We start from the raw sequence: 19,316 nt of genomic DNA on the forward strand, positions 1-19,316 counted from the left end.
CGCCCACCCTAGCCCCGCGCTTTGGCGGCCTCCAGCGCGCGTGGAAGAATGGGCGAGCGCTCGGCGGGCCGGTCCCGGCCGGGCGCGGGGAAGGTTGTCCGAGCGGCCTAAGGAGCCGGTCTTGAAAACCGGTGCGCGGTGACCCCGTGCCAAGGGTTCAAATCCCTTACCTTCCGCCCCCTCCGCCGAGTGACCCCGGTCGCGTCGGGTGACCACGAGAGACCGTGGTCACCCGACGCGACCGGGGTCACTCGCGTCCCACAGCGGGTGGCTGCCGGACAGTTCCCGGCGCATCAGGCCGGCCGGCGCCTCCGGCCGGCGGGTGACCGTGGTCCAGTCGGTGCGCAGGACGCGCCGGCCGAGGTTCGTGAGCTCCTTCTCCCGCTGCCGCTCGGCCACCACGACCTCCGGCGCGGCGCCGTACCGGCCCGAGTACTCGACCGCGCCGTCGAACTCCAGGGCCACCCGCGCCGACGGCCACGCGAAGTCGGGGCGGAACGTCCCCCGGACCGTGCGGATCTCGTGCTGGAGCTCCGGCAGCGGCAGCCCGGCCCGCAGGATCACGAGCCGGGTGAGGGTCTCCCCCGCCGACTCGGCGCGCGGATCGGCCACGCTGAGCACGAAGCGGGCGCGGCGCACGCCCCGCCGCCCCGCGAGCTCCCGGCAGCGCCCGACCAGCCCCTCGCGGTCCACGCCCAGGGCCAGCGCGTGGTCGACCACCGTCAGCGCTCCCGCCGTGGGCAGGAAGCGGGCGCAGTCCAGTGCGGTCCGGGCCGGGGTCACCCGCCGGCGGGGAGGGCGCCCGGACGGGCGGGGAGGGGGCCCGAGCGGGCGGGGCGGGGTGCGAGCACGGCCTCGGCGACCCGGTCGGCGTCGGCCAGGGTGCGCGCGCCCAGCTCGGCGGAGGCCCCGGCCTCGGCGGCGATCGCCACGCCCCACTGCACGGCCGACAGCTGCAGCCCGAGCACGAAGATCCCGGGCTCGGCGCCGCCGTCGACCCGCACGGCCCGGTAGGGGGCCGCCGTGACGTCGAGGCCGGTGGAGGGCACGGTGGCCACACCGTCCACGGTGTCCAGAGCGCGGACCCGCACGAGGCCCTCCCGGTGCATCGACGTCAGCAGCGGGGAGATGTTGCGCCGCACGTCGTTGGGCGGGGACATCGCCTCCACGAGGTGGCGGGCGTGGACGGGCTCGTCCTGCACCCACGGCGAGGTGCCCACGAAGCAGCCGGCCTCCTCGTCCACGCGGAACTGCGGGTCCGGGCCCAGGAAGCGCACCACCCCGGCGCGGGCCAGCGCGGCGAGCTGCTGGATGCGCAGCACGGGCGGACCGGAGGTGAGGCCCTCCACGAACGGCTCGAAGCTGCGCCGCAGCTCGTCGTGCCAGGAGGCGTCGTCGATGCCGATGTCGGCGAGCACGGCCTTGAGCACCGTGCGGGAGGCGTTGAGGGAGGCGATGGCCATGCGCACCGGGTCGTCCTCCGCGGCGAGCGCCCCGTGGACGTCCCGGTCGAGGTGGTGGACCACGGCGGCGGCGAAGGCGTCGTGGGAGTCGAAGCTGACCCCCTCGAACGGCCGGGCGAGGCGGGCGGCGCTGATGTTGCGCCCGGGCACCACGGCGGTGGCCACGAGCGCCTCGGCGCGGCTCGCCCACGGGCCCTCGGGGTGGTCGTCGCCGGAGGCGAGCACGGCGTCGAGCTCCTGCAGGAACCGCTGCGGGTCGGTCTCGAAGGCCTCGGGGGCCGTGCGGGCGAGCACCGCGTAGTAGTGGCGCACGGCGTCCTTGCGGATCAGCGGCCACAGGTCGGCGTCGAAGGACAGCTTCCCCCGGGTGCGCGCGGCCAGCGCGCGCACCGCCTCCAGGGTGAAGTGGTGGGGCCGGGCCCCGTCGGCGTAGTAGCCCCCGAACTCGCCCTTGGCGCGGTAGGGCACGCCGCGGCGGGAGCCGGCCACGATCACGGGCTCCCGGCCGGAGGGGTGGTAGCGCATCCGCTCCCCCTCCTGGGTGTAGATCCCGCCGCGGCCCTCGGTGACCTGGGCCAGGACGTCGCAGAAGTTCAGCCCCATCCCGCGCACCAGGACCGTCTCCCCCGCGGGCAGGGCGTCCCAGTGCACGTCGGCGGGCACGGCCGGCGGCCGGTAGTCCAGGCCGAACTCGGCGGCCCCGTCCACGAGCTCCTTCTGGTCCGGGCGCAGGTCGGCGTCGAGGTGGCCCAGCGCGAGCACCACGGCGTCGGCCGGGAGGTTCTGCCCGCCGCTGATCTCGACGTCGTAGCGGTGCCGGGCCTGGCCGCGCACGTGCACGCCGACGGCCTCCGCGCGGTGGGCGTGCAGCTCGGCGGTCGGGGGCAGCGCCTCGCGCAGCGTGCGCAGCACCCACTCGAGGTAGACCCCGTACATGCGCCGGGAGGGGTACGACCGCGGCGTCATGCGGGTCAGGTGCCCGGCGTCGTCGGCGTCGATCGCGATCTCCCCGGCCACGACCGCGAGCCGCCACCGCTCGAAGCTCATCCCCCGCAGCGGCGGCAGCGGGTCGACCGGCAGCACGCCGTCGTCGGGGACCGCGGTGGGGAACAGGGACGGGGTGTTCATCAGGTACAGCGGGGACTGGTCCGTGCGCCACACGTGCCCGGGTCCCGGGGGGAAGGGGTCGACGACGTCGAGCCGCACCCGGGTGCCCGTGGCCGCCGACCGCGCCGCGAACCGCTCCACGGCCGAGAGCCCGCGCGGCCCCGCCCCGATGACCACGACCCGCCGCTCCGCACCTGCTCCACCCGCTGCACTCATGCCGCCCAGCGTATCGACCCGCGCCCCCGGGCCGGCGCACGGCGGCCCCCGCCTACGATGGCCGCATGAGCGAGAGCACCGGCACCGACGCCCGCAGCACCGCCCCGGACGGCGCCCCGCCCGCCGGGCAGCCCCACGACGAGCACCTGTGGCTCGAGGAGATCGACGGGCCCGCCCCGCTGGCGTGGGTGGCCCGGCAGAACGCCCGGACCCTGTCCCTGCTCGAGGGCCCGGCCCTGGAGCGGCTCGAGGCGGACGTGCTGGCGGTGATGGACTCGGCCGACCGGATCCCCATGGTCGCCAAGCACGGGGCGCACTACTACAACTTCTGGCGCGACGCCGAGCACCCGCGGGGCCTGTTCCGCCGCACCGGGTGGGAGTCGTGGGCCGGCGAGGACCCGCAGTGGGAGGTGCTGCTGGACGTCGACGCCCTCGCCGCGGCCGAGGGCGTGGACTGGGTGTGGGGCGGGGCGCGCCTGCTGCGCCCGCAGTACACCGGCGGGGTGCACCGGCGGGCGCTCGTGAGCCTGTCCCCCGACGGCGGGGACGCGAAGCGGGTGCGGGAGTTCGACCTCGAGCGGCGCGAGTTCGTGCCCGGCGGCTTCGACGTCCCCACCGCCAAGTCCTCGGTGACCTGGGTGGACGCGGACACCGTGCACGTGGGCACCGACTTCGGCCCGGGGAGCCTGACCACCTCCTCCTACCCCCGCACGGTGCGCGTGCTGCGCCGGGGCCAGGACCTCGCCGAGGCCCGGCAGGTCTTCGAGGTGCCCGAGGACCACGTGCAGGCGGTGCTCGTGCGCGACCACACCCCCGGCTTCGTGCGCGACGTCGCCGTGGACGTCGTCGACTTCTTCTCCTCCCGCACCCACCTGGTGCGCGACGGCGGGCTCGTGCACGTGGACGTGCCCGAGACCGTCACCGTGGACCTGCACCGGCAGTGGCTGCTGCTGCGCCCGCAGGAGGACCTCGAGCTGGGCGGGACGCGCCACCCGGCGGGGTCGCTGCTGGCCGCGGACCTCGAGGCGTTCCTGGCCGGGGACCGCACCGTGGTGCCCGTCTTCGTCCCGGACGCGCACACCTCCCTGCAGTCGTGGTCCTGGACGGCCGACCGGCTGCTGCTCGAGCTGCTGCGCGACGTCTCCTCCGTGGTGCTCGTGGCCGAGCCCGGGACGTGGACCACCGCGGAGCTGCCCGGGGCGCCCGCGCTGCACAGCATCGACGCCTGGGCGGTCGACGACGAGGACCCCGAGGCCGGCAACGACCACTGGCTCGTGGCCACGGGCTTCCTCACGCCCACGACCGTCGCGCGCGGGACGCTGGCCACCGGCACGGACCCCGGCACCCCGCCGCGGGTCGTCAAGCGCGCCCCGTCCTTCTTCGACGCCTCCGGGCTGGTCGTCGAGCAGCACTTCGCCGTCTCGGCCGACGGCACCCGCGTGCCCTACTTCCAGGTGGGCCCGGCCGGGCTGGTCGCCGACGGGCGCAACCCCACGCTGCTCTCGGGCTACGGCGGCTTCGAGGTCTCCCGCACCCCCTCCTACTCGGGCTCCCTCGGGCGCTCCTGGCTGGCCCGCACCGACGACGAGGGCCGCTCGGGGGTCTACGTGCTCGCCAACATCCGCGGCGGCGGGGAGTACGGCCCGTCCTGGCACCGGGCGGCGCTGCGGGAGCGGCGCCACCGCGCCTACGAGGACTTCGCCGCCGTGGCCGCCGACCTCCAGGCCCGCGGAGTCTGCTCCCGGGAGCGGCTGGCCTGCTCGGGCGGCTCCAACGGCGGGCTGCTCGTGGGCAACATGCTCACCCGCTGGCCCCACCTCTTCGGGGCCGTCTCCTGCGGGGTGCCCCTGCTGGACATGCGCCGCTACACGCAGCTGTCCGCCGGTGCGTCCTGGATCGCCGAGTACGGTGACCCGGAGGACCCGGCGCAGTGGGAGTTCCTGCGCACCTTCTCCCCGTACCACCTGATGCGCGCCGGGGAGGACTACCCGCCCGTGCTGTTCTGGACGGCCACGAGCGACGACCGGGTCGGTCCCGTCCAGGCCCGCAAGGCCGCAGCCCGCCTGCAGGGTCTCGGCCACGAGGACGTGTGGTTCTACGAGGCCACCGACGGCGGGCACGCCGGCGCCGGGGACAACAAGCAGGCCGCGCGGCTGCACGCGCTCTCCCACGAGTTCCTGTGGCGGATGCTGCACCGGGACTGACCCGCCCGGGCGGGTCAGCGGGTCCTCGCCCGCCGCTCGGGCACGGCCCAGCCGAGCAGCAGCGAGACCACCCCGACGATCAGCGTGGCCAGCACCGCCGTCCAGAAGAACTCGTCGATGCCCAGCCGCAGCGGGGTGAACGAGCTCAGCCAGGCGGTCAGCCACAGCATCAGGGCGTTGACGACGATCGCGAACAGCCCGAGCGTCAGGCACGTGATCGGCAGGGACAGCAGCTGCAGCACGGGCCGCACGACCGCGTTGACCGCCCCGAAGACGAGGCCCAGGAACAGGTGGGCGAGCACCGCGGCCGTGGTGGGGCTGCCCACGGCCTCGACCACGGAGGGGTCGGCCTCGATCGTCATGCCGGGAAGCAGCCACGCGGCCGCCCACAGGGCGGCCGCGTTGACCAGCACCCGCACCAGGAACGGCACCGCCGCACCCTCAGCGGCGCCGGCCGAGCACGGCCAGCCCGACCGCGGCGGCGGTCGCGAAGAACGCCAGGACCGAGGTCAGCGCGATCCGCTCGGCGTCGACGGCCGGCTGCCAGCTCACCCGGTCGCCGGTGACCACGAAGGCCCCGGCCGGCTCGGCGCGGACCCCGTAGCCGAGGCCCTGCCCGCCGCCGGAGCCGTGCTCCTCCTGCCCGTAGCCGCCACCGCCGCCGCCCGCGCCGCGCACCCGGGCCACCGGGATCACCGTGGCGGCGCCCAGCTCGTAGGCCTCGCCGAAGACCCGGCGCACCGTCAGCGCGTCGACGGAGCGCTCCAGCACGGCGCGGTCGGGGATCCCCGAGGGACCCGAGCCCGGGGGGCCGGCGCGGCCGGGCGCGGGGGCCGGCGGGACCGTCTGCGCCGGGCCCGGTCCCGGGGCGGCGGTCGGCGGGGCGGCAGGACGGGCGTCGTCGTCGGTCATGGGGTCCCCCTCGGCGCGGTCGGGTGCGGTGCCGCCAGTCTAGGGAGACCGGCGGGCCCGGTCACGGAGTGCCGCCAGGATGACGGGGCGGGACGGGACGCTCAGGCGGGCAGCCGCCAGAGCTCGCCGAGCTGCCGGTCGAACTCCGGCGGGTCGTAGGGCGCCAGCCCTCCGGTCGGGGCGGGGGTGAGCTCACCGAACCAGATCGTGCCGTCGGCGTCGTAGAGGTCCACGCGCACGAAGTCCCACTCGGCGCCGATGCGCTCGGCGAGCTCGACCATCCGCCCCAGGGTCGCGGGCGGGTCCACCGGGTCGGCGAGGTCGGCACCGGCCTGGCGGACGTCCAGCGGCGTCCAGTCCCGGTCGTAGAACCGGCGCTGGACCTTCGCCACCCGCGGGGTGTCGATCTGGACGACGTGGACGCGGCCGTCGAAGACGAAGAACCGGTAGTCGTTCGGGGAGGCGCCGTCCCGGGTCGGGATCCGCTCCTCGAGCAGGTAGCCCGGCCGGGAGCGGCTGTAGTGCCACTCGCCGTAGATGCGGTGGGCGTCGTCGGCGCGCCAGTGCTCGACCGCGTCGAGGTCGAGGCCGCTGCCGCGCAGGCTGCCGGAGCCGAAGGCCGAGTAGCCCGATCCGGTGACGGGCTTGAGCACCCAGTCGCAGCCCCAGTCGTGGTCGGCGACCGCGCGCAGGTCCTCACCGTGCCACAGGGTGCGGGGCACCTCCAGGTCGAGGCCCATGGCCGCGACGTGGTCCTTCATGGCGATCTTGTCCCCGCCCACGGCGAAGAGCTCGCGGCGGTCGTGGAGGAGCCGCCACTGGATCTTCTCGGTGAAGGTCCGGGGCCGCCACCGGAAGAAGCGGTGGTGGCGGTAGAGGTAGAAGGCCTGGCGGCGCAGCGCCAGGGGGATGAGGCTCACGGCGCGGCGCGCCAGCGCCGGGCCCCGCCCGTCCCGGGTGATCCACGGGTTCTTGGTGAATTCCGGTGCTCTCTTGGCGGCCACGTCGTCCGTACCTGCTTCCTGGGTGGGGTGCTCTCCGGGTCCAGGCTACTGAAGTCCCGCCCGGTTCCCGCGCCGTCGCCGCGGGCACGACCCCGGGACCCGGACACGCAGAAGCACCCCGGACCGCGGGTCCGGGGTGCTTCCGATGTCCTGGGACATCACGACCGCGGAGACGGGGGGATTTGAACCCCCGGTCCGGTTTAACCCGGACCCTTCATTAGCAGTGAAGTCCATTCGGCCGCTCTGGCACGTCTCCTGGGTGGCGCCCGGTGCGCAGGCATCCGGACAACACCGGCCAGCTTAATGGCTGGACGGTCCGCGGGTCAAAGAGCGCTGTGCGGCCACGAGGTCGCGGTAGAGCCGGTCGATCTCCGCGGCCACGGCCTCGGCCCCGTAGCGGCCGCGGATCCCGGCGGCCAGCTCCTCCGGGGCAGCGGTGCCGCCGGGCTCCAGGCACGCGAGCACCGCCCGGCCGAAGGCCTCGCCGGTGCGCTCGCCGACGAGCCGGCCGCTGCGCTCGTCGATGAACTCGGTCTGCCCGCCGCGGTCGCCCATGACGGCCGGCCGGCCGGCCGCCAGGGCCTCGGCGGCGGCCACGCAGAAGGTCTCGATGCGGCTGGGCAGCAGGAAGACGTCCGCCGCGGCGAGGCGGCGCCGCACCTCGGCGGGCGGGACGTCGCCGGTCAGCTCGACCGCGTCCCCGAGGCCGAGCTCGGCAGCCCTCCGCTCGACCTCCCGGGCCAGCGGCCCGCCCCCGCACCACACGAGGTGCACGTCCCGGCCCCGGCGCCGGATCCAGTCCACGGCCTCAAGGGCCAGCAGCGGGTCCTTGGTGGCGGTCAGCCGGCCCACGGCGACCAGCTCGAGGACCGGCCCGCGCGGCGGGGGCACCACCTCGGGGTCGTGGTCGACGACGTTGCCCCACAGCACCACCCGCTCCGGGCGCGTGAACCGGCGCAGGCTCGCGCACATGGTCTCGCTGACCCCGGTCAGCAGGTCGGGCAGCCGCAGCACGTGGCGCAGCGCGGCCAGGCGCACCCACAGGCCGTTGATCCGCTCGGGGGCGGTGACCCCCGCCCAGTGCTCGGTGTGCACCCAGGGGCGCCGGCCGGTGAACGGGGCGAGGACCAGTGCGGTGGAGAACGCCATGGAGTGCAGCACGTCCGCCCCGCGCAGCGCCCGCCACAGCTCGCGGTAGGCGCGCAGGAGCGTGGCCGGGCGGGACGGGGCGAACGGCAGGCGCACCACGGGCAGCCCGTCCCACTGCTCGCGGACCACCGGCCCCGGGCGCAGCAGCCGCAGATGCACCACCCGCACGTCGTGGTGCCGGGCGATCGCGCGCACGTGGCGCACCACGAACGGGGTCTCCCCCGGCGCCTCCGCCGACGGGAACCAGGTGCTGACGACGAGGACGCGCACGGGCCTCAGCCCCGGTCCGCGCCGCGGGGGCGGGCAGGGGCGGCGACGGGCAGGGGCGGCGGTGCGGCGGTCATGGGCCCAGCCTAGCGGCGGCCGGCCCTCCGGCCGGGCGCGGGTGCGGTGCACCGGGCGGGCGCGAACCGGCGAGTAGACTCGGGCGACGATGACGACTCCGGATCCCGTCCCGGCGGGGATGCTCTCGCGCCTGCGGGCGGCCCTCTTCCCTCCCCCCAACCACGAGAACACCGACAACCCGCTCGGCTCGGCCTTCGCCCTGACCGTGCTGGGGGTCTTCGTCCAGGGCCTGTCCCGGTTCGGCTACAGCGTCCTCGTGGGGCGGCTGATGGGCCAGGAGGCCCTCGGCGAGGTCAACGTGGTGATCTCCCTGGCGATGTTCCTCATCCTGCTGTGGCCCCAGGCCACCGGCTCCGCGGCCTCGAAGTTCGTCGCGATGGCCCGCGGCCGGCAGGACCGGGACGGGCAGGCGGCGGTGGCCGCGTTCACGGCCCGCAGCGCCGCCGCCGGGGCGGGACTGCTCGGCGCCTCCGCCGTGCTGCTGGGCGCGTTCCTGCTCGGCCTCTCGTGGGCCCACGCCCTCTCGGCGGGGCTGCTCGTGCTGGCGATGTCCGGCTACTACTTCGCCCGCGGGGTGCGCACCGGCAACAACCAGTTCGTGACCTCCACGCTGTGGGACGCCCTGAGCTCCTTCGTCACGCTGACCCTGCTGGTGCTCGTGCTCCTGGGCGGCTGGCACTGGGCGCTGCTGCTGCCCCTGGCCACCGGCTACCTCTGCTTCGCGCTGCCGTCGTGGCCCCGCGGCCCGGCGGGCCGGCCCGACCCGGCCCTGCGCCGGGAGATCCTGGTCTTCACCGGCTGGGGCTCGGCGCACCTGGTGGCCGCGAGCGGGCTGATGCAGCTGTCCGTGATCATCGGCAAGACCGTGGACACGGACGCGGCCCTGGGCCTGTACTCGGCGGCCGTCTCCCTGGCGACCCCGGCGAGCATGCTCTCCTCGGCGATGCTCATCGCGCTGTCCCCCAGCGTGGCGCGGATGTTCGCCGCCGGGGACACCGCGGGCCTGACCCGGCAGGTGGACACCATCCTGCGCACGATGGTCACGGTGTTCCTGCCGGTCTTCGGCGTGGGCATCCTCTGGGCGGAGCCGGTGCTGCTCGTGGTCTTCGGCCGGGAGTTCGTCGGGGCCGAGCACCTGCTCGTGATCCTGTTCTTCGCCGTCTCGGCCACGAGCTTCAACGCGGCCAACTCCCGGCTCAACGGCACGGAGTCCTGGGGCATCAAGGTGCTGGCCGCCGCCAACGGCACGGGCCTGGTGCTGGGCCTGGCCACGATGCTCGTGCTGGGCCCGCGGCTGGGGATCACCGCCGCCGCACTGGGCTACCTCGTGGGCTCGGTGTGCAGCGCGGCCCTGCCGCTGCTGGTGGTCTGGCGCCTGGACCGGATGCCGTGGGGCGGGGTCGTGCTGCGGATCGTGCTCGGCTACGCGATGGTCCTGGGCGGGCTCGAGGTGCTGGGCGAGCAGTTCCGCCTCCTGCCCACGGCCGGGGTCACGCTGGCGTTCCTCGCCGCGTGGGGGCTGCTCAACGCCCGGGACCTGCGCCCGGTGCTGCGCACCGCCGCCGGGCGCCTGCCCGGCCGCCGGTCCTGACCGCCCCGCTCCCGGGACGACCCGCCGGCCCGGCCGGGCCCGACCCGGCCCGCCAGCCCCGACGGGGGCGGCCTCAGCCCATGAGCGCGGCGGCCGCCATGAACCGCAGCGACCCGTCCCGGTGCAGCAGCCGGGAGAGCTCCCGCGGCACGAGCGTCGCCGGGGTCCCGAAGCGGCGGCGGGCCTCGGCGGCGCGGGTGACCGCGGCCCGGTCGGTCTCGCCGCGCGCCAGCAGGTCCACGAGGTCCCGGTCGGCCCGGCACAGGGCGCGCTCGGCGCCGGGGGCCTCGGCGAGCAGGATCCGCACCGCGTCACGGGCCGCGGCGGCGTCCTGGGCGCTCCAGGAGCCGCGGCGGGTGCGGGCGGTGACCTCGTCGAAGACGTGCAGGCGCAGCACCTTGACGGCGTAGCCGCGCCGCAGGGCCAGGGGCCGGGAGCGCAGCCACGGCGAGGCGGCGAGGTCCGTGAAGGCCTCCAGGACCTCGGCCAGCGGGGACGCGGCGTCGGTGATCCGGTCGGTCGCGTCGTCGCGCAGGTGGTAGCCCGGCCGGCCCCGGGCGTAGTCGATCCGCCCCGCCTCGGCGTGCAGCCGCAGGGAGAAGGACTGGTCCTCGCCGGTGGCGTACGCCACGGGGAAGCGCAGCCCGAGCCGGCGGATCGCCTCGGTGCGGAACAGCCCCGAGACGCGGGTGCGGTAGGCCAGCCGGTCGGCGACCGCGTCGAGGTCGCGGGAGCGCCAGGGGCGGGTGACCGGCGTGCGCACGACCGCCCCGCCCTCCCGGGAGACCCGGGCCAGCACGGCCGCCGAGCCGCGCCGCCGGCCGATCTCCAGCCAGCGGGCCAGGGCGCCCGGGTCCAGGGTGTCGTCGCTGTCGAGGAACGACAGCCACGGGGCGCGCGTGCGCTCGATCCCGAGGTTGCGGGCGCCGGCCGGGTTGCGGGTGTCGTCGCGGAAGGCGACCAGCTCCACCCGGTCGCGGTCGGCGGGGTCGAGGCGCTCGCGGATCAGCGCCGGGTCGACGTTGTGGCACACCACCGTGACCTGCACCCCGCCGGGGCCGGCCGGCAGGCCGCCGGCGAGCGCGGACGCGACCGCGCGGTCCACGGGGCGGGCGGGGGTGTGGACGGGGATGATGACGTCGACGAGCGGCGCGGCGGGGTTCGGCACGCTGGACAGCGTACAAGACGGCGCCGCGGCGCCCGCCCGGGCTCAGCCCTGGGCGGCGAGCACGAACGGCAGCACCGGTCCGGCCCCGGCCCGGCGCAGCTCCCGGGCGGCGACGGCCAGGGTCCAGCGGCTGTCGACGAGGTCGTCGACGAGCAGCACGGGCGCGCCCCGCAGCTCCTCGAGGGCGGCGGCCAGCTCCGGGGGCACCCGGAACTTCTCCCACACGGCCGCGAGCCGGTAGGCGCTGTTGCCGCCGTGCCCGCCCGAGGGGTGGCCCTCGGGGACCTCGAGCTCCCCGAGGTAGGGCAGGTGCCCGACGGCGGCCATGCCATCGGCGAGGGAGCGCACCAGCTGCGGCCGCGTCCGCGACGGGACGGAGACGACGGCGGCGGGCCGGGCCGGCCACTGCCACTCGGCGAGCACCTGCACGCAGGCGCGGCCCAGGGCCTGGTCCACGGGGCCGTCGGCGACCGTCCCCTCTCCCCCTGCGCGGAAGAGCTCCCGCAGCCGGTTGCCCCACCCGAGGTCGGTCAGGCGGGCCAGGGCACGGCCCTCCTCGGCGCGCTCGTCCTCGGGGATCCGGCCCTTGACCTCGACCCCGAGCCGGGGCATCCCGGTCGGCCACTGGGCGCGGGGCTCCACGACCGTGCCCACGCGGGTGAGGGCGGCCCCGGCCGAGCGGGTCGCGGTCTCGTCCACGGCGGTGGGGTACCAGGCGCCGGCACAGGTGTCGCAGCGACCGCAGGGCTCGGCGGTGGCGTCGTCGAGCTGGCGGGCGAGGAACTGCATGCGGCACCGGTCGGTGGTCTCGTACTCGAGCATCGCGTCCTGCTCGGCGGTGCGGGCGGCGCTGATCCGCCCGTAGCGCTCGGCGTCGTAGCGCCAGGGCGCGCCGGTGGCCTGCCACCCGCCCTGGACCCGCTCCACGGCGCCCTCCACGGCGAGGACCTTCAGCAGCAGCTCGAGGGGGCTGCGGCGCAGATCGACCCGCGACTCGAGCACGGCCACGGACAGCGGCCCGCCGGCGGCGCCCAGCTCGGCCAGCACGGCCTCGGCCTTGTGCTCGGTGGGCATGGAAGCGGTCGCGAAGTACTCCCAGATCTGGCGGTCCTCGGCCCCGGGCAGGAGCAGGACGTCGGCGCTGTCGGTGGCGCGCCCGGCGCGGCCCACCTGCTGGTAGTAGGCCACGGGCGAGGAGGGCGCCCCCAGGTGCACCACGAAGCCGAGGTCGGGCTTGTCGAAGCCCATGCCCAGCGCGGAGGTCGCGACCAGGGCCTTGACCTCGTTGTTCTTCAGGGCCGCCTCGAGCTCCTCGCGCTCGGCCTGGTCGGTGCGCCCGGTGTAGGCCCGCACGGGGATCCCGGCCGCGGCCAGCGCCTGGGCAGTGTCCTCGGCGGCGCTGATGGTCAGGGTGTAGACGATGCCGCTGCCGGGCAGGGAACCGAGGTGCTCGAGCAGCCAGCCGAGCCGGGCGGTGGCGGTCGGCAGGCGCAGCACCCCCAGGCGCAGGGAGGCCCGCGAGAGCGGGCCGCGCAGGGTGAAGACCTCGCCCGTGCCGCTGCCGTCCAGGCGCACCCCCAGCTGCTCCTCGACGTCGGCCACGACGCGCTCGTTGGCCGTGGCCGTGGTGGCCAGCACGGGCACCTGGGCGGGCAGGCGGGCGATGAGGTCGCGGATGCGGCGGTAGTCGGGGCGGAAGTCGTGGCCCCAGTCGGAGATGCAGTGGGCCTCGTCGACGACGAGCAGCCCCAGGCGGGCGACGAGCCGCGGCAGCTGCTGCTCGCGGAAGACCGGGTTGTTGAGCCGTTCCGGGGAGACGAGCAGGACGTCGAGCTCGTCGGCCTCCAGGCGGGCGGCGATCTCGCCCCACTCGGTGGCGTTGGCGGAGTTGATGGCGGCCGCCCGCACGCCGGCGCGCTCGGCGGCGGCGACCTGGTCGCGCATCAGCGCCAGCAGCGGGGAGACGATGAGCGTCGGCCCGCGTCCCCGGGCGCGCAGCAGCAGCGCGGAGAGGAAGTAGACGGCGGACTTGCCCCACCCGGTGCGCTGGACCACCAGGGCGCGGCGCCCGCGGCCGACCAGGGCCTCGACGGCCTCGAACTGGCCGGGGTGGAACGCGGCGTCGTCCCGGCCGGTGAGGGCGCGCAGCAGCTCCAGCGCGTCCTCGTGCAGGCGCGGGTCCGGGGTCGCGGGGACGGCCGGGAGCGTGGTCGGGGAGGAGGAGCTCGTCATGGGTCCAGTCTCGCAGAGCCCCCCGACGTCGTCGGCGGTCCTCCGCCGCCCGGCGCCGGGCGGACCGCCCGCGGGACGGACCGGGCGGCGGGTGGACCGGGGCGCCCGGACAGAGCGGTGCGCCCGCTGCCCGTCCTCCTCGGACGGCCCCCGCAGCGGGCGCACCGGCCGGCCTCGCGGCCGGTGGCGAGCAGAGACTCGCCTGTGCGGGAACCACCGCTCCCCAGCGGCGCTCCCGGTGGTCCGCCTTCCGGCGGACCGGTCCGCACCGGCACCCCCCGATGCCTCGTGCGGGCGGTCCGTCCCCCGACGGACCGCGGTCCGGCCCGCCCCCCGGCGGGCCGTTCGGTCCTCCCCGTGGGGCGACCGATCACGATCATCGTGGCAGGGTTCCCCGGTCCTGTCACGGTCCCCGGTGCGGCCTGCCGAACGGCCGACAAAGACCCGGATTCATGGGTTTGCACTGGTCAATGATGGATTTGCCAAGGCACTCGGTCTGTCGTCGGACAGTGTCCCGCCCGTCCTGTGGCAGGAAGTGGGGACGAGCGACGCGCCGTCCCGTCCCCCGAACGGCCCACACCCCGAGATGCGGCGCTCGAGTGGGTTACGTCACATTGCACGCGCCGGGACCCGCGGTCGCGGGTCCCGGCGCGGCGCTCGTCCCGCGGCTCAGCCGCGCAGACCGGGGAAGTCCGCCTCGGTCCACTCCACGCCGAGCCCCGCGTCCGGGCGGCCGGGCGCGGAGGCGTCCCGCCCGGCGGCCTCCTCCCGCTCGCGCAGCACGACGCGCCGGATCTTCCCGGAGATCGTCTTGGGCAGGTCCGTGAACTCGACCTTGCGCACGCGCTTGTAGGGAGCCAGGTGCTCCCGGGCGTAGCGCAGGATCTCGCCCGCGAGCTCCCGGGTGGGCTCGGCCCCGCCGGCGAGCACGAGGTAGGCCTTCGGCACGGCGTGGCGCACCGGGTCCGGTGCGGGGACCACCGCGGCCTCGGCCACGGCCGGGTGCTCGATGAGCACGGACTCCAGCTCGAACGGCGAGATCCGGTAGTCGGAGGCCTTGAAGACGTCGTCGGTGCGCCCCACGTAGGTGTAGACGCCCTGCTCGTCCCGGCGGGCGATGTCCCGGGTGTGGTACCAGCCGTCCTTGACGACCTCCGCGGTGCGCTCCGGCTCGTCGATGTAGCCGGCCATGATGCCCGGCGGGGCGTCGTCGACCCGCAGGCAAATCTCCCCCTCGTCGGACCGCCGCCCGGTCTGCGGGTCGAAGAGCTCGACGACGAAGCCCGGCAGCGGCCGGCCCATCGCCCCCGGGACGACCGGCTGACCGGGGGTGTTGGCGATCTGCAGCGTGGTCTCCGTCTGGCCGTAGCCGTCGCGGATCGTCACCCCCCACGCCTCCTGCACCCGCCGGATGACCTCCGGGTTCAGGGGCTCGCCCGCCGAGACGGCCGAGGACGGCGGGCGGCGCACCTGCCCGAGGTCGGCCTGGATGAGCATCCGCCACACGGTGGGCGGGGCGCAGAAGCTGGTGACCCCGGCCCGGTCCATCTGCGCCATCAGCCCGGCGGCGTCGAAGCGCTCCTGGTTGTGCACGAAGACGGTGGCCTCGGCGATCCACGGGGCGAAGAAGTTCGACCACGAGTGCTTGCCCCAGCCCGGGGAGGCGATGTTCAGGTGCACGTCCCCGGGGCGCAGGCCCATCCAGTACACCGTGGACAGGTGCCCGTAGGAGTAGGAGTAGTGGGTGTGCTCCACGAGCTTGGCCTGGGAGGTCGTGCCCGAGGTGAAGTACAGCAGCAGCGGGTCGTGCGCGCTCGTGGGCCCGTCGGGGACGAACTCCCCGGGGGCCTGCGCCGCCTCGGCGTAGGCGTGCACGGGCCGGCCCAGCCCCCCGGGCACGGCCGCGAGCTCCGCCTCGTCCCCGACGACGACGAGCCCGTAGTCCCCCGGCACGGAGGCGAACTTCCCGGCGTTGGCGGCGTCGGTGACGACCCACGAGACCCGGCCGCGCCGCACGCGGTCCTCGAGGTCCGCCGGGGGCATCATCACCGCGGTGGGGATCACCGGGGCGCCCAGCTTCATCCCCGCCAGCTGCGTCTCCCACAGCTCCAGCCGGTTGCCGAGCATCAGCAGGATCCGGTCCCCGCGCCCCACGCCGAGCCCGCGCAGCCACGAGGCCGTGCGGTCGGAGGCCGCCGAGAGCTCGCGGAACGTGCGGCGGGTCTCCGTGCCGTCCTGGTCGACGATCCACAGGGCGTCGCGGGCCCCGCGCCGCGGGTCCGCCGCCACGTGGTCGAACCAGTCCAGGGCGAAGTTGAACCGCTCCATCCGGGGCCAGCGGAACTCCTCGCAGGCCCGCTCGTAGTCCTCCCGCAGCTCGACGAGGCGGTCGCGGACCGCCTCGTACTGCCGGGAGACGTCCTGCTCCGCGCCGGACGCCGTGCTCGTGGGGTGCGCCTCCACCATGGGGACCTCTTCCTCGCTCCCGCCGGGCCCGGCCGGCCCGGCCTTCCGGTGCAGTCTAGTGCGCAGCCCCCGCCGGACCCGGCGGCCCGGTGCGGCCCGGTGCGGGGCCTGTCCCGCCCCGGCGGCCCGGTGCGCGGCGCGGTCCCGACCGGCACCGCCGGACGGCTCTGGGAGGATGGGAGCCCGCACCCCGCGAGCCCAGGAGGCCCCGCCCCATGACGCCCCCAGCCCCCGACGCCCCCGCCCGGGCCGGAGCCCGCGAGTGGGGCGCGCTGGTCGTGCTGATGCTGCCGGTGCTGCTGATCTCCGTCGACAACACGGTGCTGCACTTCGCGCTCCCGCAGATCTCCCTCGAGCTGCGCCCCACCGGCCGGCAGCTGCTGTGGATGGTCGACGCCTACCCGCTCGTGCTGGCCGGGCTGCTCGTGCCCATGGGCGCGCTCGGGGACCGGGTGGGCCGGCGCCGGCTGCTGCTCGTGGGCAGCACCGGCTTCGCCGCGGTCTCCGCCCTCGCGGCCTTCGCGCCCTCGGGGCCGGCGCTCGTGGCCGCCCGGGCCGTGCTGGGCGTCTTCGGGGCGATGCTCATGCCGGCGACCCTGTCCCTGATCCGCAACCTGTTCCGGGACACCGTGCAGCGGCGGACCGCGATCGCCGTCTGGGCCACCGGCTTCTCCGCCGGGGGCGTGCTCGGGCCCGTGGTGGGCGGGGTCCTGCTGGAGCACTTCCGGTGGGGGTCCGTGTTCCTGCTGGCCGTGCCGGTGCTCGTGCCCCTGCTCGTGCTGGGACCGGTGCTCGTGCCGGAGTCGCGCGACCCGCGGCCCGGGCCGGTGGACCTCGTCAGCGCCGCGCTCGTGCTGGCCGCGATGCTGGGCGCCGTCTGGGCCCTGAAGTCCACCGGCGCGGCGGGCGCCTCCCCGGCCGCGGCGGCGGCCGGGGCCGCCGCGCTGCTCGCGGGCACCGCGTTCGTGCACCGCCAGCTGCGCCGGCCGGTGCCCATGCTCGACGTCCGGCTCTTCCGCCGCCGCGTCTTCACCGGCGGACTGGTCAACAACCTCGTGGCCAGCACCGTGTTCATCGGCTTCCTCTTCTTCGTCTCCCAGCACCTGCAGCTCGTCGAGGGCCTGCCCCCGCTGCGGGCAGGACTGGCCCTGGTGCCCGGCGCCGCGGCCACGATCCTCTCCGGGCTGGTCGCCGTGCGGGTGGCCCGGCGGGTGCCCCCGGCGGTCGTGGTCCCGGCCGGGCTGGCCGTGATGACCGCGGGCTTCCTCATGGTGGCCCTCGGGGACCTCTCCGACGGCACGGTGCTGGTCGCCGCGCTCGTGGTGACGGGCATCGGCTCGGGCGCGGCCCAGACCCTCGCGGGGGACCTGGTGCTCGCCGAGGTCGAGCCGGAGCGGGCGGGAGCGGCCTCCGCAATCTCGGAGACCGCCTACGAGCTGGGGGCCGCCCTCGGGGTCGCCGTGCTGGGCACCGCCGTGACGGCCGGCTACGCCCGCGCCTTCGCCCCGCCGCCGGGGCTGTCCCCGGAGCAGGCGGCGGTGGCCGCCGAGACCCTCGGCGGGGCGGTCGGCGTGGCCGGGGACCTGGACGCGGCGACCGCCGGGCAGCTGCTGGCCTCCGCCGTCGGGGCCTTCGAGACCGGGGTGCACGCCTCCGCCGCCATCGGGGCGGGGCTGCTGGCGGCGACCGCCGTCCTCGTGCGCCTGCTGCTGCGCCGCCAGCCCGCCGCGCGCTGACGGCCCCGCGTCCTCCCGGGGGTGTCGCCCGCCGCCGGACGGGCGCACAATGGCGGGCAAGCCGGCTGCACCACCGCAGCCCGTCCGAGGAGGAGCGAGACCGTGCTCGAGCCCAACCGCCCGACCGGCGGCACCCCGCCCCCGCAGCCGGGCACCACCGGCCGGTGGGTCCTCGTCCTGGACCCGGGCCTCGACGACCCGCGGCCGGCCCTGCGGGCGGCCGGGCTCACGCGCTCGGCCCCCGGCACCGAGGTCCTCGGCGGGACGGGCGGCGAGGACGTCGAGGCGCTGCTGTTCCCGGAGCTGCACATGGCGGTCGTCGCGTGCGAGCGCTCCCGGCTCGCCCCGCTGCTGGGCCCGCCGATCGAGCACCCGCCCGTCCTCGCCGTGGCCCCGGAGCTGGTCCACCGCGTCCTGGCCGACCGTCCCGCCCCGGAGCCGGACGGCTACGTCGCGGGCTACCGGGACGGCGTCGCCGACCTCGGCGCCCGGCTCCTGGGCCGGGCCGCCCCGCCCGGGCGCCCGGGGCAGCCCCCGCCCGGCACGCCCCCGTCCGAGCCGTCCCCGCCCGTGCCGCTGCCGCCGGTGTTCCGCGACGACCACGCCTCGACCTGGGGGCTGCAGGCCGTGCAGGCGGTGGGCTCGCCGTTCACCGGCGCCGGCGTGCGGGTCGCGGTGCTCGACACCGGGCTGGACCTCGGGCACCCGGACGTCGCGGGGCGGGAGGTCACGGCGCGCTCGTTCGTCCCCGGGGAGAGCGCCCAGGACGGCCACGGGCACGGGACGCACTGCGCCGGGACCGTGGCCGGCCCGGCCGCCCCCGCCGAGGGCCCCCGCTACGGCACCGCCCCCGGCGCCGTGCTGCTCGCGGGCAAGGTCCTCGCCGACGACGGCTCGGGCGCCGACGCCCAGGTCCTCGCCGGCATCGAGTGGGCGCTGGCCGAACGGTGCGACATCGTCTCCCTGTCCCTGGGCTCCGACGTCCGGGAGGTCTCCCCCACCTACACCGCCGCGGGGCTGCGGGCCCTGGACCGGGGGACGCTGCTCGTGGCCGCGGCCGGCAACAACGCCGACCGCGTCAACGGCGACCCCGGTTTCGTCGGGGCCCCCGCCAACAGCCCGCACGTGATGGCCGTCGGGGCGCTCACCCACCAGCTCGACCCCGCCTTCTTCTCCGCCCGCAGCCTGCCGGTGCGCGGCGGGCACGTGGACCTCGCCGCCCCCGGGCTCGAGGTCCGCTCGGCGTGGCCGATGCCGGAGCGCCACCGCACGATCAGCGGCACGAGCATGGCGGCCCCGCACGCCGCCGGGGTCGCCGCCCTGTGGGCCGAGGCCACCGGGCGGCGCGGCCGGGAGCTGTGGGCCGTGCTCGTGCAGGAGGCCCACCGGCTGCCCGCACCGTCCGTGGACGTCGGCTCCGGCCTGGTGGTGGCGCCGCGGTGAGCGGGCGGCGGCCGGAGGACGGGGCCCCCGCGGCGCGCGCCACGGTGCGCGTCACGGTCGTGGTCGACGACGCCCACCGCACGGCGATGGAGTCGGTGTGCACGCACCTGCGCGCGGAGGGCATGCACGTCGACCAGGTCCTGGCCGTGCTGGGGCTCGTCACGGGCGAGCTGCCCGCCGCGCGCCTGCCGGCGGTGCGCGGGGTCGAGGGCGTGGCCGGTGTCGAGGAGCAGCGGGAGCACCGGCTGCCGCCCCCGGACGCGCCGGTGCAGTGACCGGC

14 protein-coding genes and 2 tRNA genes are annotated in these 19,316 nt (G+C 76.5%); 6 read left to right on the forward strand and 10 right to left on the reverse strand.

The annotated features are described in order from the left end of the window. Window positions 1-88: 88 nt before the first annotated feature. Window positions 89-176, forward strand: a tRNA-Ser gene (locus LQU92_RS11700). 52 nt (window positions 177-228) lie between these two features. Here the strand turns inward: LQU92_RS11700 and LQU92_RS11705 are convergent. Both LQU92_RS11705 and LQU92_RS11710 read right to left on the reverse strand, forming a co-directional pair. After that, entirely contained in the window at window positions 229-783 is a 555-nt protein-coding gene (locus tag LQU92_RS11705; protein WP_230780901.1) for an endonuclease domain-containing protein, read from the reverse strand. After that, window positions 780-2,786 (reverse strand): FAD/NAD(P)-binding domain-containing protein, encoded by a 2,007-nt coding sequence (locus tag LQU92_RS11710; RefSeq protein WP_230780904.1) that lies wholly within the window; start codon window positions 2,784-2,786, stop codon window positions 780-782. Before LQU92_RS11710 ends, LQU92_RS11705 begins: the two co-directional genes overlap by 4 nt. Before the next feature lie 65 nt (window positions 2,787-2,851). Here LQU92_RS11710 and LQU92_RS11715 point away from each other — a divergent pair, with 65 nt between their 5' ends. Then, the gene (locus LQU92_RS11715) at window positions 2,852-4,990 is read left to right on the forward strand and encodes a prolyl oligopeptidase family protein (protein ID WP_230780906.1); all 2,139 of its coding nucleotides are present in this window, start codon (window positions 2,852-2,854) and stop codon (window positions 4,988-4,990) included. Between the two features lie 14 nt (window positions 4,991-5,004). Here the strand turns inward: LQU92_RS11715 and LQU92_RS11720 are convergent, their stop codons facing one another. The 5 genes from LQU92_RS11720 to LQU92_RS11740 form a co-directional block, all read right to left on the reverse strand. Continuing rightward, a complete protein-coding gene (locus LQU92_RS11720) occupies window positions 5,005-5,421 on the reverse strand; it encodes a phage holin family protein (protein ID WP_230780909.1) in 417 nt (138 codons plus the stop codon). A gap of 10 nt (window positions 5,422-5,431) precedes the next feature. Next, complete coding sequence (locus LQU92_RS11725) at window positions 5,432-5,902, reverse strand: spore germination protein GerW family protein (RefSeq protein ID WP_230780911.1); 471 nt, start codon at window positions 5,900-5,902, stop codon at window positions 5,432-5,434. Window positions 5,903-6,003: 101 nt separating this feature from the next. Next, the gene (locus tag LQU92_RS11730) at window positions 6,004-6,906 is read right to left on the reverse strand and encodes an ATP-grasp fold amidoligase family protein (RefSeq protein WP_058858123.1); all 903 of its coding nucleotides are present in this window, start codon (window positions 6,904-6,906) and stop codon (window positions 6,004-6,006) included. Between the two features lie 167 nt (window positions 6,907-7,073). Next, window positions 7,074-7,162 (reverse strand) — tRNA-Ser (locus LQU92_RS11735). Between the two features lie 44 nt (window positions 7,163-7,206). Then, on the reverse strand, window positions 7,207-8,325 hold the full coding sequence (locus tag LQU92_RS11740; RefSeq protein ID WP_230780912.1) for a glycosyltransferase: 1,119 nt from the start codon (window positions 8,323-8,325) through the stop codon (window positions 7,207-7,209). Window positions 8,326-8,488: 163 nt separating this feature from the next. On the opposite strand from LQU92_RS11740, the gene LQU92_RS11745 reads away from it, so the two are divergent. Continuing rightward, the gene (locus tag LQU92_RS11745) at window positions 8,489-9,991 is read left to right on the forward strand and encodes a lipopolysaccharide biosynthesis protein (protein WP_101850737.1); all 1,503 of its coding nucleotides are present in this window, start codon (window positions 8,489-8,491) and stop codon (window positions 9,989-9,991) included. A gap of 73 nt (window positions 9,992-10,064) precedes the next feature. Here LQU92_RS11745 and LQU92_RS11750 read toward each other — a convergent pair whose 3' ends face one another. From LQU92_RS11750 to LQU92_RS11760, 3 genes are all read right to left on the reverse strand, one after another. Then, a complete protein-coding gene (locus LQU92_RS11750) occupies window positions 10,065-11,159 on the reverse strand; it encodes a glycosyltransferase family A protein (protein ID WP_230780913.1) in 1,095 nt (364 codons plus the stop codon). Window positions 11,160-11,201: 42 nt separating this feature from the next. After that, the gene (locus LQU92_RS11755; RefSeq protein ID WP_230780914.1) at window positions 11,202-13,391 is read right to left on the reverse strand and encodes a RecQ family ATP-dependent DNA helicase; all 2,190 of its coding nucleotides are present in this window, start codon (window positions 13,389-13,391) and stop codon (window positions 11,202-11,204) included. A gap of 669 nt (window positions 13,392-14,060) precedes the next feature. Then, window positions 14,061-15,857, reverse strand: a complete 1,797-nt coding sequence (locus LQU92_RS11760; protein WP_230780915.1) for an AMP-binding protein — start codon at window positions 15,855-15,857, stop codon at window positions 14,061-14,063. A 215-nt stretch (window positions 15,858-16,072) separates the two neighbouring features. On the opposite strand from LQU92_RS11760, the gene LQU92_RS11765 reads away from it, so the two are divergent. The 3 genes from LQU92_RS11765 to LQU92_RS11775 all read left to right on the forward strand — a co-directional run bounded on the left by LQU92_RS11765 (window position 16,073) and on the right by LQU92_RS11775 (window position 19,311). Then, entirely contained in the window at window positions 16,073-17,593 is a 1,521-nt protein-coding gene (locus LQU92_RS11765; protein WP_230780916.1) for an MFS transporter, read from the forward strand. A gap of 102 nt (window positions 17,594-17,695) precedes the next feature. Further along, a complete protein-coding gene (locus LQU92_RS11770) occupies window positions 17,696-19,036 on the forward strand; it encodes a S8 family serine peptidase (protein ID WP_230780917.1) in 1,341 nt (446 codons plus the stop codon). After that, window positions 19,033-19,311 carry a hypothetical protein gene (locus LQU92_RS11775; protein WP_230780919.1) on the forward strand — a complete coding sequence of 93 codons (279 nt, stop codon included), beginning with the start codon at window positions 19,033-19,035 and terminating at the stop codon, window positions 19,309-19,311. The genes LQU92_RS11770 and LQU92_RS11775 overlap by 4 nt, the downstream gene beginning before the upstream one ends. Window positions 19,312-19,316 lie beyond the last annotated feature (5 nt).

The sequence above is a fragment of the Kocuria sp. LUK genome (genome assembly GCF_021012935.1).
In the GTDB taxonomy this organism is placed as follows: domain Bacteria; phylum Actinomycetota; class Actinomycetes; order Actinomycetales; family Micrococcaceae; genus Kocuria; species Kocuria flava.

Bases quoted from the DNA above. Each gene is read 5' to 3' on its own strand.
- LQU92_RS11710 (WP_230780904.1), bottom strand. From the start codon at position 2,786: ATGAGTGCAGCGGGTGGAGCAGGTGCGGAGCGGCGGGTCGTGGTCATC.
- LQU92_RS11715 (WP_230780906.1), top strand. From the start codon at position 2,852: ATGAGCGAGAGCACCGGCACCGACGCCCGCAGCACCGCCCCGGACGGC.
- LQU92_RS11725 (WP_230780911.1), bottom strand. From the start codon at position 5,902: ATGACCGACGACGACGCCCGTCCTGCCGCCCCGCCGACCGCCGCCCCG.
- LQU92_RS11745 (WP_101850737.1), top strand. From the start codon at position 8,489: ATGACGACTCCGGATCCCGTCCCGGCGGGGATGCTCTCGCGCCTGCGG.
- LQU92_RS11755 (WP_230780914.1), bottom strand. From the start codon at position 13,391: ATGACGAGCTCCTCCTCCCCGACCACGCTCCCGGCCGTCCCCGCGACC.
- LQU92_RS11760 (WP_230780915.1), bottom strand. From the start codon at position 15,857: ATGGTGGAGGCGCACCCCACGAGCACGGCGTCCGGCGCGGAGCAGGAC.
- LQU92_RS11765 (WP_230780916.1), top strand. From the start codon at position 16,073: ATGACGCCCCCAGCCCCCGACGCCCCCGCCCGGGCCGGAGCCCGCGAG.